13 protein-coding genes are annotated in these 14,612 nt (G+C 76.0%); 7 read left to right on the top strand and 6 right to left on the bottom strand.

The features are described from left to right. Window positions 1–38: 38 nt before the first annotated feature. Window positions 39–680: a hypothetical protein gene (locus tag ACFU7Z_RS22725; RefSeq protein ID WP_380779243.1), complete on the bottom strand. Its 642-nt coding sequence runs from the start codon at window positions 678–680 to the stop codon at window positions 39–41. Between the two features lie 395 nt (window positions 681–1,075). On the opposite strand from ACFU7Z_RS22725, the gene ACFU7Z_RS22720 reads away from it, so the two are divergent. The 3 genes from ACFU7Z_RS22720 to ligA all read left to right on the top strand — a co-directional run bounded on the left by ACFU7Z_RS22720 (window position 1,076) and on the right by ligA (window position 5,803). Next, window positions 1,076–2,578: a phenylacetate--CoA ligase family protein gene (locus ACFU7Z_RS22720; RefSeq protein WP_380779241.1), complete on the top strand. Its 1,503-nt coding sequence runs from the start codon at window positions 1,076–1,078 to the stop codon at window positions 2,576–2,578. Beyond that, window positions 2,579–3,628: a hypothetical protein gene (locus ACFU7Z_RS22715; RefSeq protein ID WP_380779239.1), complete on the top strand. Its 1,050-nt coding sequence runs from the start codon at window positions 2,579–2,581 to the stop codon at window positions 3,626–3,628. A 111-nt stretch (window positions 3,629–3,739) separates the two neighbouring features. Then, on the top strand, window positions 3,740–5,803 hold the full coding sequence (ligA, locus tag ACFU7Z_RS22710) for an NAD-dependent DNA ligase LigA (RefSeq protein WP_380779237.1): 2,064 nt from the start codon (window positions 3,740–3,742) through the stop codon (window positions 5,801–5,803). Window positions 5,804–5,931: 128 nt separating this feature from the next. Here ligA and ACFU7Z_RS22705 read toward each other — a convergent pair whose 3' ends face one another. The 3 genes from ACFU7Z_RS22705 to ACFU7Z_RS22695 are packed head-to-tail and all read right to left on the bottom strand — an operon-like array spanning window position 5,932 to window position 9,643. Further along, the gene (locus tag ACFU7Z_RS22705; protein ID WP_380779235.1) at window positions 5,932–7,248 is read right to left on the bottom strand and encodes an ATP-binding protein; all 1,317 of its coding nucleotides are present in this window, start codon (window positions 7,246–7,248) and stop codon (window positions 5,932–5,934) included. Then, entirely contained in the window at window positions 7,248–7,961 is a 714-nt protein-coding gene (locus ACFU7Z_RS22700) for a response regulator transcription factor (RefSeq protein ID WP_380779233.1), read from the bottom strand. Before ACFU7Z_RS22700 ends, ACFU7Z_RS22705 begins: the two co-directional genes overlap by 1 nt. A 59-nt stretch (window positions 7,962–8,020) precedes the next feature. Continuing rightward, window positions 8,021–9,643, bottom strand: coding sequence for an alpha/beta fold hydrolase (locus ACFU7Z_RS22695; RefSeq protein WP_380779231.1), 1,623 nt, complete (start codon window positions 9,641–9,643; stop codon window positions 8,021–8,023). A 175-nt stretch (window positions 9,644–9,818) separates the two neighbouring features. Between ACFU7Z_RS22695 and ACFU7Z_RS22690 the strand changes: the two genes are divergently transcribed. Both ACFU7Z_RS22690 and ACFU7Z_RS22685 read left to right on the top strand, forming a co-directional pair. Beyond that, entirely contained in the window at window positions 9,819–10,667 is an 849-nt protein-coding gene (locus tag ACFU7Z_RS22690; RefSeq protein WP_380779228.1) for an arylamine N-acetyltransferase, read from the top strand. A 156-nt stretch (window positions 10,668–10,823) separates the two neighbouring features. Next, window positions 10,824–11,834 (top strand): LD-carboxypeptidase, encoded by a 1,011-nt coding sequence (locus ACFU7Z_RS22685; RefSeq protein WP_380779226.1) that lies wholly within the window; start codon window positions 10,824–10,826, stop codon window positions 11,832–11,834. Between the two features lie 17 nt (window positions 11,835–11,851). On the opposite strand, the gene ACFU7Z_RS22680 is transcribed toward ACFU7Z_RS22685, so the two are convergent. Together ACFU7Z_RS22680 and ACFU7Z_RS22675 are read right to left on the bottom strand one after the other, a co-directional pair. Further along, window positions 11,852–12,271 carry a helix-turn-helix domain-containing protein gene (locus ACFU7Z_RS22680; protein WP_380779224.1) on the bottom strand — a complete coding sequence of 140 codons (420 nt, stop codon included), beginning with the start codon at window positions 12,269–12,271 and terminating at the stop codon, window positions 11,852–11,854. Between the two features lie 84 nt (window positions 12,272–12,355). Further along, on the bottom strand, window positions 12,356–12,892 hold the full coding sequence (locus tag ACFU7Z_RS22675; RefSeq protein WP_380779222.1) for an AAA family ATPase: 537 nt from the start codon (window positions 12,890–12,892) through the stop codon (window positions 12,356–12,358). A gap of 237 nt (window positions 12,893–13,129) precedes the next feature. On the opposite strand from ACFU7Z_RS22675, the gene ACFU7Z_RS22670 reads away from it, so the two are divergent. Then, window positions 13,130–14,200 (top strand): DUF4190 domain-containing protein, encoded by a 1,071-nt coding sequence (locus tag ACFU7Z_RS22670; protein ID WP_380779220.1) that lies wholly within the window; start codon window positions 13,130–13,132, stop codon window positions 14,198–14,200. A gap of 144 nt (window positions 14,201–14,344) precedes the next feature. Further along, entirely contained in the window at window positions 14,345–14,572 is a 228-nt protein-coding gene (locus ACFU7Z_RS22665; RefSeq protein WP_074005396.1) for a hypothetical protein, read from the top strand. The last annotated feature ends 40 nt before the right edge of the window (window positions 14,573–14,612 follow it).

The following is a 14,612-nucleotide window of genomic DNA, read 5'->3' as shown; positions in this document are numbered from 1 at the left end:
GGTCCTGGGCACGGACCGGCCCCGGGCGGGGGCGGGGCTCAGTGGCAGACGAGAAGGTTGCGGGCCAGCTCCTGGATGGTGCCGGGGTTGACCGGGGTGTCGCAGGAGACGATTCCCTCCATCTCGGCGTCGAAGGTGCTGTAGGTGGGGTGGGAACCGAAGGCATAGGCCCAGTACCCGTCGCCGGGGTCGCTCCAGGGGCGGTTCACGCAGACGTACTCGTCGGCCTTGCCCTGGATGCGATGGGTGCCCTTGAACACCATGTAGTCGCCGGGGCGGTTGACGTTGTAGGTGACCTTCTGGGACCAGGTGCTGGTGGTGGACTTGCTGGTCTGGACGGAGAAGCCGACCTTGATGGAGACCTTCGCGAAGAACGCCCCCGCCTCCGCGTTGATCTCGGTCGAGGCGTTGAAGGTCGTGCTGACGTTCTGGACCTCGGTCACGGTGGTCTCGACGGAGCCGGTGGTGCCCGGGGCGATGGTGATGCCCTTCCAGTGGGTGAGCACCGGTTCGACGACGGCGGTCGAGACCTCGTACAGCCCGGTCCGGGAGACGCGGGGGTCACATGGGCCGCCGGGCTCGGCCGCGTGGGCCGTACCGGTGGCGAAGGCCGACGCCGCGACGGTCAGGACGGCGAGCGCGGCGGGTAAGGACAGCCGCCGCAGGAACGTGTTCGTCAAGGGGACTCCTCGGGGGAGGGGGTGTCGGACCGTCGCACGGCCGGCACCCGGCATGGATTCGTCAGATCGTGCCCAGAACACCCCCACCGCACACCCACAACACCGAACTCCCCTGCACAAGCGGAAGGTTGGCCGTGCACATAGCCTGTTGCACACCGCCGGACCGTCCCTATACTGCCGTTGCCCGCAGGCCGGAACCCGGCCCCGGACATCCGCCGCTGCGCCCGGCCAGGGCGGCCGGCCGCCCGTACGAGGGAGAACCGATCATGGTCAAGCACTACCTCAAGTACGCCTTCAGCACCCTCACCGCCGCGATGTTCCTGCACATGGTCTGATCCGACCGACCCCGGCCGGGGCCGGGTGGCCCATCGTCCGACCCTGGCCTGGGAGTCCGCTTGTTCGCGACCGCGCTGAGCCAACTGCGCTACGGCGCAGCGATCCTGACGAATCGTCGCATCCGCCCCCGCGACCTGGAACGCCTCGCCCGGGACCTGGTCGCCACCATCGCCGAGTTCGGCGAGCCCGGCGAGGACTCCGCCCTGCTGCCCGGCCGCGCGGGACACGTCGACCCGCAGGTCCGGCGCGAGGTGGCCCGCCGCAGCCTGCGCGCCACCGCCCGAACGGCGGCCCGGCACACCGCCTACTACCGCCGCACCTTCGCCGAACTCGGCCTCGACCCCGACCGGTTGGAGCCCGAGGACTGGTCACGCGTCCCCGTCACCCCCAAACAGGCGCTGCGCGCCCTGCCCGCCGCCTTCGTCTCCGACACCGCCCGCCCCGCCCTGCAGGCGCTCACCACCGGCACCAGCGGCACCCCCACCGCCGTGTGGTTCTCCCGCGCCGAACTCGAGTGCGCCATCGCCTTCAGCACCATCTCCGCCGTGCTCGGCCTCGGCCTGCGCCCCCGCCACACCGTCGCCTACGCCGGCTGCTCCCGTGCCACCCTGTCCCTGGTCAACGCCGAGGAGTCGGCCACCCGCGCCGGCGCCGGCTTCGTCCAACTCGGCACCGTGGCCCCCGCCGTGGCCCTCGACCGCCTCGCCGCCCCGCTCGGCCTGCCCGGCAAGGACCCCCAGGTCACCCACCTCACCACCTCCGCCTCCTACCTGGCCGCCCTCGTCCAGGAGGCCGAACAGCACAAGTGGCGCGACGCCGACTTCGGCCTGGAGTCGATCAGCGTCGGCGGCGAGGTGCTCTCCGCACCGCTGCGCCGGCGCGCCGAGGCCGTGTTCGGCGCCACCGCCACCTCCGCCTACCTGATGACCGAGATCCTGCCCTCCGGCGCCACCCCCTGCGCCCGGGGCCACCTCCACCACACCACCGAGTTCGGACACCTCGAAGTCCTCGACCCGCTCACCTGGGAACCCACCGCCTCCGGCGGCACCGGCACCGTCGTGCACACCCCCTACGTGCCCTACCGCGAGTGCACCCTGCTGCTGCGCTACGCCACCGGCGACCTCGTACGCCTCCCCGCCGAGCCGCCCGACTGCGAACTCGCCCACCTGCCCGCCACCTCCGAGATCCTCGGCCGCTGGAACGGCCCGCTCAGCCGCACCGTCACCACCCGCGAGGTGCTCGACCTGGTCGAAGCCGAACCCGAGGTCCCGCTGCCCGCCCGCCACGCCCTCACCGAAGGCCCCGACGGCCCCGACGGACCGGCCTGCCTGCACCTGCTGGTCGACCGCCTGCCCGCCACCGTCCTGCACGGCCGCCTGGAGGACCGCGCCCGCGCCGCCGGCCTGCGCCTGGCCGACATCCTGCTGTACGAGGACCGCGCCGCCATGCCGCCGACCGCACCCCTGCGCGCCGACCTGCGCGAGCACACCTTCGACACCTTCGACGTCCCCGCCGCCCCCGGCACCCCCGCCGCCCCCGACCGTGTCCCCGGAAGGCGCTGAATGACCGTCGACCCCGCCGCCCTGGCCGCCCTCAGCGCCGCCGTCGCCGCCGAGACCGCCCTGGCCGCCTGGTACCTCGCCCGCGTCCGGATGCCCCGCCCCCCGGTCGGCGTCTACACCGGCGGCGACATCGCCGTCCTGTGCGCCGGAGTCGTCCTCGCCCCGCTGCTCTACACCGCCCTGCCCGCGGCCGCCGTCTCCGCCGTCTTCGGCCTCGTCGCCTGCCTCGCCGTCCAGTTCACCCTCGCCCCGCTGCTCGCCGCCACCCCGCTGCGCGCCACCCCCTGGTCCTGGGCCGCCGCCCTCACCGCCACCGCCGCCACCGCGCTCGCCGCCCTCACCGGCCACCCAGCCGCCGCCCGCGCCGGCAGCGACCTGATGATCGCCACCGCCGTCGTCGGCGTCGCCAACCTCTGGACCCAGAGCGGCCTGCGCTCCGGCCACACCGCCGCCCTGGCCGCCGTCCTCACCGGCTACGACCTGGCCGCCACCACCCTCACCGACACCACCACCCGCTTCTTCGAACAGGTCCAGGACCGCCCCTTCGCCCCCCTGCTCGCCCTCACCGGCGGCCCGGCCCCCGTCGCCGTCGGCCTCGGCGACCTCCTGCTGCTCGTCCTCTACCCGCTCGTCGCCGCCAAGGCCCACGGCCGCACCGCCGCCGCCGTCGCCGCCCTCGTCGGCCTGCTCACCACCAGCGCGGTCAGCGCCTGCTTCGCCGCCGGCTGGCTCACCAGCGGATTCCCGCTGCTCACCGCCCTGGGCCCGCTGATCGTCGCCCAGCACCTGTACTGGCGGCGCCGCACCGGCGGCGAGCGCACCACCGCCCAGTGGCGCGAGGGCCACCAGCTCCCTCTCCCGCTGCCGTCCTCCGTCGGCCACGAGCCCGCCGCCGCCCTCGCCGCCCCCGTGCCCGACGGCACACCCCCGGGCACCTGGCTCGCCCTCGCCGACGGCCGCGTCCTCGGCACCGGCCCCACCCCCGGCCACGCCCGCCGCGACGCCCGCCGCCACGGCACCGACACCCCCACCACCGCCCGGCTGGTCTGACACCTCCAGGGCTCCGCCGGCGCGCGCCCCGAGGCCCTGCCGGTACGCGTCCCGAGGCCCTGCCGGCGCACGACCCGAGGCCCTGTCAGTGCCGGCCGCCATGATTCCCGCATGACCGCCACCGCAGCACCGCTGTCCTCCCCGTCCGCGTACGCCGACGCCGTCGCCACCGCCGTCCGGGCCGCCGCCGCGTACTACACCGACGGCTCCACCCCGCTCGGCGACGACGAGTACGACACCCTGCTGCGGGCCATCGCCGCCTACGAGAGCGCCCACCCCGGCGAGACGCTGCCCGACTCGCCGACCGGCAAGGTGGCCGGCGGCGCCGCGAACGGCGACGTCCCGCACAGCGCCCCGATGCTCTCCCTGGACAACGTGTTCTCCGCCGAGGAACTCGACGCCTGGGCCGCCGGCCTCGAACGGCGCCTGGGCCGCCCCGTCACCGCCTGGTGCGTGGAGCCCAAGCTCGACGGCCTCGCCATCGCCGCCCGCTACCGCGCCGGCCGCCTCCAGCAGGTCGTCACCCGCGGTGACGGCCTCGCCGGCGAGGACATCACCCACGCCGCCGACGCCGTCCTCGGCCTGCCCGCCGAACTCACCGAACCCGCCGACATCGAACTGCGCGGCGAAGTCCTCCTCACCCGGGACCAGTTCGACCACGCCAACCGGATACGCGCCGACCACGGCGCCACCCCCTTCGCCAACCCGCGCAACGGCGCCGCCGGCACCCTGCGGGCCAAGGACCGCCCCTACCGGATCGAACTCACCTTCTTCGCCTACGACGCCATCGGCCCCGACGGCCTCGCCCACAGCGCCCTGCTGGACCACCTCGCCGCCCTCGGCGCCCACACCGCCGCCACCACCGCCGCCCGCCCCCGGCGCTGCGCCGACACCGCCGAGGTCCAGCAGCGCGTCGAGGAGATCGCCGCACTGCGCGCCGAACTGCCCTTCGGGATCGACGGCGTGGTCGTCAAGGCCGACCTGGCCGCCGACCGCGCCGAGGCCGGCTCCGGCTCGCGCGCACCGCGCTGGGCCGTGGCCCGCAAACTGGCCGCGCAGCACCAGGTCACCCGGCTGCTCGCGGTGGAGTGGAACGTCGGCCGCACCGGCGTCATCGCCCCGCGCGCCGTCCTCGAACCCGTCGTCATCGACGGCGTCACCGTCACCTTCGCCACCCTCCACAACCCCGCCGACATCGAGCGGCGCGGCCTGATGATCGGCGACCAGGTCTTCGTCTACCGCGCCGGCGACGTGATCCCCCGGGTCGAGGCCCCGGTGCTCGACGCCCGCACCGGCGCCGAGCAGCCGATCGCCTTCCCCGAGACCTGCCCGCGCTGCGGCGACGCCATCGACACCACCGAACAGCGCTGGCGCTGCGTCCGCGGCCGCGACTGCCAGGCCGTCGCCTCCGTCCTCTACGCGGCCGGCCGCGACCAGCTCGACATCGAGGGCCTCGGCGGCACCCGCGCCGTCCAGCTCGTCGAAACCGGCCTGGTCACCGACCTCGCCGACCTGTTCACCCTCACCCGCGAACAGCTGCTCACCCTGGACCGGATGGGGGAGACCAGCGCCGACAACCTGCTCGCCGCGATCGCCACCGCCCGCACCCGGCCGCTCAACCAGGTCTTCTGCGCCCTCGGCATCCGCGGCACCGGACGGACCATGTCCCGCCGGATCGCCGCGCACTTCGGCTCCATGACGGCGATCCGGGCCGCCGACGCCGAGACCCTGGCCGGCGTCGACGGCATCGGCACCGAGAAGGCCCGCGTCGTCGCCGCCGAACTCGCCGAACTCGCCCCGCTGCTGGACCGCCTCGCCGCCCTCGGCGTGGGCACCGCCGTCACCGCCCCCACCGCTCCCGCCGCCACACCGACGGCAGGGGAAGGCGACACCGCCGACGGACCCGCCGACGACCGGGGCCCGCTCGCCGGCGAGGCCGTCGTCGTCACCGGCAGCATGACCGGCGCCCTCGCCGACCTCTCCCGCAACCAGATGAACGAACTGGTCGAACGCGCCGGCGGCAAGGCCTCCTCCTCGGTCTCCAAGCGCACCACCCTCCTGGTCGCGGGCGAGAAGGCCGGCTCCAAGCGCGCCAAGGCCGAGGAGCTCGGCATCCGCATCCTCACCCCCGAGGACTTCGCCACCCTGGTGGCCGCCCACCTCCTCCCGGTCTGACGGGCCCCTCCCGCGCGGGGGGCCGAGTCCCTCCGGACGGTCCGGTACGCCCCACGGGCCGGAACACCGCGGCCTCCCGGCCGGACCCGACCACCGGACGGTCCGCCGGGGCGCCGTCCGGCGGACCGTCAGCCGCCCGGCGCCGGCGGCAGCCGGAAGCCGACCTCGGCACCGCCGCCGGGAGCGGCGGCGGCGAAGACGGTGCCGGCGTCCGCGACGACCAGGTCGTGGACGATGGCCAGGCCCAGCCCCGAACCCGGGGTCGACTGGGTGCCGGCGGCACGGTAGAAGCGCCCGAAGACGGCCTGCCGGTCGCCGGCGGCGATCCCGGGCCCGCGGTCGCGCACGGCCAGCCGGGTGCCGGTGACGCGGACCTGGACCAGGGTGCCGTCCGGACTGAACTTGACGGCGTTGCCCACCAGGTTGTCCACGCAGCGCTGCAGCGCCCGCGGACGGGCCAGCACCGGGACGGGCCCCTCAGTGATGACGGCGATCTCCCGGCCGGTACGGCGGCGGAAGCGCCGCGCGCTGTCCTCGGCGGCGGCCGGCAGGTCGAGCGGCTCCGGCTCCTCCGCGCTCTGCTGGTCGGTGGCCAACTCGACCAGCTCGCGCACGAGTTCGTCGAGCGCGACGGTCTCGGTGACCAGGGTCGCGAGGATCTGCTCCTCGTCCTCGGGAGCGAGCCGGCCGCGGGCGCGCTGGAGGAGCTCGGCGCACCCGCGCACCGAGGTCAGCGGGGTGCGCAGCTCGTGGCTGGCGTCCTGGACCAGGCGCTGCTGCTGCTCGCGGGAGCGGCGCAGCGCGCCGACCATCGACTCGAAGGCCCGGGTGAGGCCGCCGACCTCGTCGCGCCCGGCGGCGGGCAGCGGGGTGGCCAGGTCACGGGTGGTGGTGATGTGCTCGGCGGCGCGGGCCAGGCGCCGCACCGGGCGCAGGATGCGGCCGAGGACGAGCCAGCTGAGCAGGGCGCAGGCGGCGGCGGCCGCCACGCTGGTGACGGTGATCCGTCGCAGGAACGCGTCGTCGACCTCGGTGACCCCGGCGTAGGTCTGGCCGACCATCACCGCGCCCTGCCCGTCGGGGCGGGCCTGGGTGAGGACGCCGTAGGGGGTGCCGTCGACGGTGGCGTCCTCCTGGTGGGAGCCCTGCCCGGTGCGGGCCACCTCCAGGGCCCGCTCGGAGACCGGCAGCGCCGGCCCGCCGCCCGGGGCCAGCGGCCGGGCGGTGCCGTCGGCGGGCAGCAGCTGTTCGACGGTGTCGGGCCGGGCGGGCGGCAGCCGGCCGAGGTCCAGGGCGGCGAGCACGGTCTCGGCCCGGTCCCGCAGGCTCCGGTCGAGCTGGTCGGAGACCAGGGTGCTGACGCCGCGGTAGGCGGCGGTGACGGGCACGGCGATCGCCAGCAGGACGGAGGCGAGGACCACCAGGCCGATGCGGGTGCGCAGCATCAGGCGGTCCGGGCGGTGTAGCCGACGTTGCGCACGGTGTGGATCAGCCGGGGCGCGCCGTGCTCCTCGGTCTTGCGGCGCAGGTAGCCGACGTACACGTCGAGCGAGCGCGAGTCGGTGTCGAAGTCGTAGCCCCAGATGCGCTCGTAGATCCGGTGGCGGGTCAGGACGGTGCCCTGGTCGCGCAGCAGCAGCTCCAGCAGGTCGAACTCGGTCTTGGTCAGGTCGAGCCGGCGCCCGCCGCGGTGGGCCAGCCGGGCGGCCGGGTCCAGGGCGAGGTCGGCGAGGACGAGCCCGGTGTCCTCGCCGTCCCCGGCGTCGAGCGGCTCGGTGCGGCGCAGCAGGGCGCGGATGCGGGCCAGTAGCTCCTCGGTGGCGAAGGGCTTGGCGAGGTAGTCGTCGGCGCCCGCGTCCAGCCCGGCGACCCGGTCGCCGAGCTGGTGGCGGGCGGTGAGGACGAGGATGGGCAGGCGGTCGCCGCGCCGGCGCAGCATCCGGCACAGCGCGAGGCCGTCGAGGCGGGGCATGACCACGTCCACCACCGCGAGGTCGGGGCGCCGGTGCTCCAGGAGCTCCAGCGCCTCCTGGCCGTCGGCGGTGGTGAGCACCCGGTAGCCCTCGAAGCGCAGCAGGTGGTCGAGGGTGGCGCGGACACCGGGGTCGTCCTCGACGACCAGGACGGTGCGCCGGGCGTCGGCGGTGGGATCTGTCATGGTGTCATCCTCGCTGGTGGCGGGCGTGGTCAGGCCGGTCGGGGGCTGCCGACGACGCGTCAGCGGGGGACCGGGACGACCGCGACCGGCGGGATCCGCACCAGGCAGGAGGTGTCGCCGACCTCGCCGGTGCGGATGAAGCCGCTGGAGATCTCCAGGGCGCAGCCGGTGGACTCCATCTCCGGGAGGTGTCCGCTGTTGGGTACCGAGACGAACGCGCTGTGGCGGAACTGGGCCGCCGACAGGCGGGAGTTGACCTCGGGGGTGTTGGTGTCGAGGTCCCCGGAGAGCACCAGGACGGGCACGTCGGGCAGGTTCCCCAGGTCGGTCGGCTGCGGGCGGGCGGTACCCCGGCGCGGCCAGTTCAGGCAGTTGTCCCCGCCGTCGGTCTGGCCCGCGGCCCAGCCCTCGGGGCTAAAGGCCCCGAAGTCGGCCGGGTCGGCGGCGGCCAGGGCGGCGCGGTACTGGCGGCGGCGCTCCGACACCGGGGCCTCCGGGTCCCAGGCGCGGACGTAGTCGTTGCAGGTGACGGCCAGGAAGGAGGCCTGGTCCTCGGTGCCGGTGCCCTCCATCTCGCCGCGCACCAGGGCGGACAGCGGCCCCTCGTCGCCCGCGGCGAAGGCGTGCAGGGCGGCGGGCAGGGCGCCGAGCAGCCCGGACTCCCCGGGGTGCAGGCCGATGCCGCGGGTGGCCGGCTCGTACATCAGGTCGGCGAGCTTGTCCTCGGTGAACAGCACGGTGCGCCGCTCGCCGCCGGCCTCGGCGGTCACCTTCAGCGGGCGGGCGCGCAGCCGCTCGGCGACGGCGGCGAGGTCGTGCACCGCGGTGTCCGGGTCGCAGGCGCCGCTGCGCTCGCAGATCCGGCGCAGCGTCAGGGAGACCTGCTGGGCGCCGGGCCGGGCCAGGGAGTCGAAGGCGACCGGGTAGGCGCCGGACAGCACCATCCTCTCGACCCGCTCGGGATGGCGGTCGGCGTAGACCGGCATCAGGTAGGTGCCGTAGGACATGCCGTACAGCACCAGCCTGGGGGCGCCCAGGCGCTCGCGGGCGGCGTCGATGTCGTCGGCGGTGGCGGCGCTGGTGTAGCCGCGGGCGCGCGGGCCGAGTTCCTCGGCGCACTTGGCGACGAGCTCGCGCTGGCCGGCCCGCGGGGCCCAGCGGTACTCGGCCTCGGTGACGTCGCAGGGCAGCCGGCCGGAGTGGCCGGTGCCACGCGGGTCCAGCAGGAGCACGTCGTAGTCGTCCAGCACCCCCCGCAGCGCACCGGCCACCTGCTCGGCGCGGTCGATCAGGGTCTCGCCGGGGCCGCCGGGGTTGAGGGCGACGGTGCCCAGGGCCGGACCGGGGCGGCTGTGGCGCACCACCGCGTAGCTCACGTCGACGCCGCCCAGGCGCGGCTCGCCCGTCACCAGGGGCCGGCGCATGGTCGTGCAGTCGACCCGGTGGCCGGGGACGGCCGGGCACCACGCGGGCCGGCCCTGCGCCCCGGCGGCGGAGGCCTGCGCGGGCGGGGCGGCGGCCAGCGGCAGCGCCGTCGCCAGTACCGCCAGGGCCGCGGCGGCCAGGGCGCCCCGCCGGGCCCGCCGCCCCGCGCCGCCCGTGTCCGCGCCGCCCGTGTCCGCGCCGTTCGCGCTCGCGCCGTTCGCCCCGGTGGCCGTGCCCCTCGCCGTGCTCGTCGTCATCGCGGTGTCCTCCGTACGTCCTGCGGTCGGTGTGGGCACGACTCTGCCGGGCGCCCGTCAGCCGTTCGGCAGAGTGACGGCAAAGGCGTGTAAGAACCCCGGGCGCGCGGGAACCCGGGGGCGTAGGACCAAAAGCCGATGGCCCCGCGCCCGGCCTCCCGGGTGGAATGGCCCGATGGATCACGCGCCACGACCCGAGCCGCCTCACCCCGAGCAGTCGCACACCGGCCCCGCCCACGGCCTCACCGCCGCCCAGCGGGACGCCTACCTCGACCGCATCGGCCTGCCCGACCCCGGCGCGCCCTCCCCGCGCGCGCTCGCCCGGCTCCAGCTCGCGCACCTGCGCACCGTCCCGTTCGAGAACCTGGACATCCACCTCGGCGAGAGCATCGTCCTCGACCCCGCCGCCCTGCTGGCCAAGGTCGTGACCCGCCGCCGCGGCGGCTTCTGCTACGAACTCAACGGCGCCTTCGCGCAGTTGCTCACCTCGCTCGGCTACCGGGTCGGCCTGCTCGCCGCCCGCGTCTTCGACGGCGAACGGCTCGGCCCGCCCTTCGACCACCTCGCCCTGCGGGTGGACCTCGACGAACCGTGGCTGGCCGACGTCGGCTTCGGCCGCTTCAGCCACCACCCGCTGCGCCTCGACGAGCGCGGCGAACAGGCCGACGCCGAGGGCGCGTTCACCCTCACCCCGACCGGCGCCCACGGCGACCTGGACGTCCTACGGGACGGCACGCCCCAGTACCGCCTGGGCCCGCGCCCGTACGAACTCGCCGACTTCGCCCCGACCTGCCGGTGGCAGACCACCTCACCGGACTCCCACTTCACCCGCTCCACGACCTGCACACTGCTCACCGCGGACGGCGGCCGGGCGACCCTCAGCGGCAACCGCCTCATCACCACCACCCCGGCCGGCGAACGCACCGAACGGACCCTCACCGACGACGAGGCCCTCGCCGCCTACCGCACCCGCTTCGGCATCACCCTGGACCGCCTGCCGAGCCTGCCGGCCCTCCCCGGCTGAGCGCCCGGCGACCGCCCGCCCGGGCGAAAACCGGTTGCCGCCGCGCAGGCCGACGGCGAGACTGCGGTCCGACCCGCCCGGCCGGTGCGGCCGCCGGGGGTGTCCCGCCCGTCCGGCCCGGCCGGATCCGCCCACCTGTGAAACCGGGGTCGCCCCATGCCCACCGAGCCGACCGCCCTGCTCCGCCCGCGTGCCCTGCGCCCCGGCGACCTGGTGGCGGTGGCCGCGCCGTCCGGTCCGCTGGAGGACGGGGACCGGCACCTCCTGGCCCGCGGCACGGCCGTGCTGGAGGAACTCGGCTTCCGGGTACGGGTGTGCCCGTCGGTCGCCGAGGGGCGCCGGCACTGGTGGGCCGCGGGCCGTCCCGCCGAGCAGGCGGCGGAGTTCAACGCGCTGCTGCGCGACCCCGAGGTGCGGGCGATCGTCGCGCACACCGGCGGGCAGGCGGTGACGGGCTGGCTGGACCAGCTGGACCTGGACGCCGTACGCGCCGACCCGAAGCCGGTGCTGGGCTGCAGCGACGTCTCCCAGCTGCTGCTGGCCCTGCACGCCCGCACCGGACTGGTCGGCGTGCACGCCGACATGGCCACCTACGGCTTCGGCGAGTGGAGCGGGCGCTTCGCGGGCGGGCCCGAGGAGGACGGCGCGCACCGGGCGCTGCGCGAGGCGTACCTACGGGTGCTCACCGTGCCGGCCCCGCCCGGGCCGCTGCCGGCGCTCTCCCCGTGGCAGTGCTGGCGCGGCGGCCGCGCCCGGGGCCCGCTGGTCGGCGGCCTGCTCAACCGGCTCGTCGCCCTCCAGGCCACCCCGTACGCCGTCCCCGCGCGGTCCTTCGACGGCGCGGTGCTCTTCTGGGAGGAGGTGGACCGGCCGCTGTCCGCGGTCTGGAAGGACCTGCACGTGCTGCGGCTGTCCGGCGTCCTGGACCGGATCGCGGCGATGGTGGTCGGCACCCCGCACCGGGTCGGCTCCGACGGGCCCGCCGGCGCGGGAGAGCCGTCGCTGCGCGAGGTGGTCCTGGACGTGCTCGGCGACCGCCCGCTGCCCGTCCTCGCCGGCGTGGACTTCGGCCACGCCGGCCCCAACCTCCCGCTGCCCCTCGGCGTGCGGGCCGAGGCCGACGCCACCGCCCGCACCCTCACCCTGCTCACCCCGGCGGTCTCCTGACCCCTCCGCGGAAGCCGTCAGGCGACGAGGCAGAGCCCGTCGTACCGGCCCGTGGACGGGGCACGGCCCCGGCCCGTGCGGCTCGGGACGGCGGCGTAGCGGGCCAGCTCGTCCTGGGCGAGCGAGAGCAGGTCGCCGAGGCCGAGGCCCAGCGCCCGGGCGGCGGCCGCGAGCACCTCGGAGGAGGCCTCCTTGCGTCCGCGCTCCAGCTCCGACAGGTACGGCATCGAGATCCGGGCCGCCTCCGCGACGTCCTTCAACGTGCGTTCCTGGGCGAGCCGTTCGCGCCGCAGCACGTCGCCGACGACGTCGCGCCACAGCGGCTCCCGCCGTACGGGCGCCGTCTGCGGGGGACGGGACGGCCCGCCGGACGCGGGCGGCTGCGCCTGCGGGCGCAGGGGGATGACGCGGGCTTCGTTCGGCGCATGGGTGCTCACCCCTCACACCCTAGGGATCCGGCGCCCCGGGGGAAGAGCCCGGAGTTCCGCCCTGGGTGAAGCCCGCGCGCCGGCCGCGGCCCCTCAGGGCCGGGGCGTCCAACCGGCCGGGGCGAGGCCGGTGTCGGCGAGGATCCGCCCGACCGTCTCCTCCAGGCCGCTGTGCCGGCCGACGACCCGTTCGAGACCGTCGGGGAGCAGGTCGTGGGGCCGGTACCAGTCGGCCATGTCCTCGGGGGAGAACTCGGCGGCCTGGGGGCGGGTGGCGTGCCGGCGCACGGTCTCGGCGAAGTCCACGTCGAGGTAGTACAGGAAGCTGCGGCCCCGGTGGTCGGCGACGAGCCGGGCCAGCATCGGCCCGTAGCGCTCGGCGGCGAGGATGCCCTCGACGACCGTGTGGAAGCCGTGGTCGAGGGCGTGCCGCGCGACCAGGTCGATCAGCCCGATGTTCGCCCCGCCCGGGACGTCCCGCTCCCGCAGCACGGTACGCCGCAGCAGGTCCTGCCCGACGACGGCGAGGCCCCGCCCGTACGCGGCCCGCAGCCGAGCGGCGACGCTGGACTTCCCGGCGCCGCTCGGACCCCGCACCACGACCAACACGCTCTCCGGACTGCCCGTCACACCGCGACCGTCCCCGCGCCGCGCCCCGCCCACACCACCGGGCGCCCACCGGGTACCCGGCGGGAGGCCGCGGCCCGGCACTGTATATGTTGATCACTCGCCGGCCCGGCCGGCGTCCCGTCCCAGGGGGTGACGCGTGGGGCCGGGCCGCTGCCGTCGGGGAGCCGGGCAGGAGGCCCCCGACCCGGGGCCGAGCAGCGGCCCGCCCGACATCCCACCGTTCCCGAAGGATTCCGCATGACCGTTCCCGTCCCGCCCGACAGCAGCCCGCGGCCTGCCGAGGAGCCGGCCGCCGCCGACCCGTGGGCGCCGCCGGGCCAGGGCCAGGACGCGGCCCCCACGGTCCCCGGCCCCGGCCCCGGCTTCGGCCCCGCCCCCGCTCACGCCCCCGCCGCGGGCCCCGGGCAGATACCGGGTCAGGCCCCCGGCCAGGCACCCGGCGCCCCGTACTGGCCGCCCTACGCGATGCCGGCGCCCGCGCCGCAGCCCCGCAACGGCCTGGGCATCGCGGCCATGGTGCTCGGGATCGTCGGCGTCGTGCTCGGCCTGACCATCATCCTGTTCTGGCTGTCCTGGCTGCCCGCCCTGCTGGCCGTGGTCTTCGGCGTGATCGCCCTGGGCCACGTGCGCAAGGGCCTGGCGGCCAACCGGGCGATGGCCCTGGCGGGCGTGGTCCTGGGCGTCACCGGCCTGCTGGTCTCGGTCGGCACCGGCGTGTTCGTCGTGAACCGGGTGCAGGAGGTCCACCGGGAGCAGAAGGCGCAGGCGGAGGCCGCGCGCATCCGCTTCGAGACCGCGACCAAGGCCGCCGAGGAGCGGGCGGCCAAGGAGAAGGCGCGGATCGAGGCCGAGCGCCAGCGGCTCGCGGCCGAGCAGGAGAAGCGGGCCGCGGACGAGCGGGCCCGGCGCCTGTCGTTCGGCCAGTCCTACACCTACCCGGACGGGCTGAAGGTCACGATGGCCGCGCCGGAGCCGTACGTCCCGCGCGGGGGCGTGGGCGAGACCCCCAAGGACGCCACGATCGTCCAGGTGAGGATCACCGTCGTCAACACCGGGCCCGCGGAGGTCTCGCTCCTCGGTTCGGGGCTGCCCACCGTCCGGGACGCCAAGGGCAACCTCGTCTTCACCCTGATCGACGGCAGCGGACGGATGAAGATCCTCACCAAGTCCCTGGCCCCGGGCGAGGAGGCCACCGGGCTGACCGCGTACGCCCTGCCGGCCGGCGCGGGCGACCCGTTCTCCGTCCGGTTCGACCACACCATGGGCACGGAGTACAAGGACGTCATCTGGACCGGCCCGGCCGGCTGACCCCCGACCGGCCCCACCGCCCGAGGCCGCCCGACCGCCCCCCGCGGCAACTCTGACGGCACGTCACGAATCGGCAACCGAGGCCCCGTCTCGGTCACCACCGCCGTCGTCGGCATCCGCAACCAGACCACGGACAAGGTGGCGATGCCCTCGACGGACGACGTCACCGAGGGCTGGAGGCGGATGCACGGCAGCAACCGGGTCAACGGCGCGAGCGGCTGGATCTGCCTCGACCCGCAGGGCAACGCCTACAACAAGGCCGTGCCCGTCGTCGAACTCGACCCGAAGATCAAGAACGCCGTCCTGGTCGGCCTCGCCTGGCCCCTCGGCCACGCCCCCGACGCGACCTGCCCGATCGGCAGCGACGGCTGACCCCCCGGGCAGGGGCCGCGCCCACCGGGGCCGCGACCCC

Source organism: Kitasatospora sp. NPDC057518 (assembly GCF_042802075.1).
Lineage (GTDB): Bacteria > Actinomycetota > Actinomycetes > Streptomycetales > Streptomycetaceae > Kitasatospora.
The sequence above is the reverse complement of the archived record's forward strand: the minus strand, read 5'-3'. Positions and strand labels throughout refer to the sequence as shown.

Excerpts from the sequence above, each read along its gene's own strand:
- ACFU7Z_RS22715 (WP_380779239.1), top strand. The coding sequence starts at position 2,579 with ATGACCGTCGACCCCGCCGCCCTGGCCGCCCTCAGCGCCGCCGTCGCC.
- ligA (WP_380779237.1), top strand. The coding sequence starts at position 3,740 with ATGACCGCCACCGCAGCACCGCTGTCCTCCCCGTCCGCGTACGCCGAC.
- ACFU7Z_RS22705 (WP_380779235.1), bottom strand. The coding sequence starts at position 7,248 with ATGCTGCGCACCCGCATCGGCCTGGTGGTCCTCGCCTCCGTCCTGCTG.
- ACFU7Z_RS22700 (WP_380779233.1), bottom strand. The coding sequence starts at position 7,961 with ATGACAGATCCCACCGCCGACGCCCGGCGCACCGTCCTGGTCGTCGAG.
- ACFU7Z_RS22695 (WP_380779231.1), bottom strand. The coding sequence starts at position 9,643 with ATGACGACGAGCACGGCGAGGGGCACGGCCACCGGGGCGAACGGCGCG.
- ACFU7Z_RS22690 (WP_380779228.1), top strand. The coding sequence starts at position 9,819 with ATGGATCACGCGCCACGACCCGAGCCGCCTCACCCCGAGCAGTCGCAC.
- ACFU7Z_RS22685 (WP_380779226.1), top strand. The coding sequence starts at position 10,824 with ATGCCCACCGAGCCGACCGCCCTGCTCCGCCCGCGTGCCCTGCGCCCC.
- ACFU7Z_RS22670 (WP_380779220.1), top strand. The coding sequence starts at position 13,130 with ATGACCGTTCCCGTCCCGCCCGACAGCAGCCCGCGGCCTGCCGAGGAG.
- ACFU7Z_RS22665 (WP_074005396.1), top strand. The coding sequence starts at position 14,345 with ATGCCCTCGACGGACGACGTCACCGAGGGCTGGAGGCGGATGCACGGC.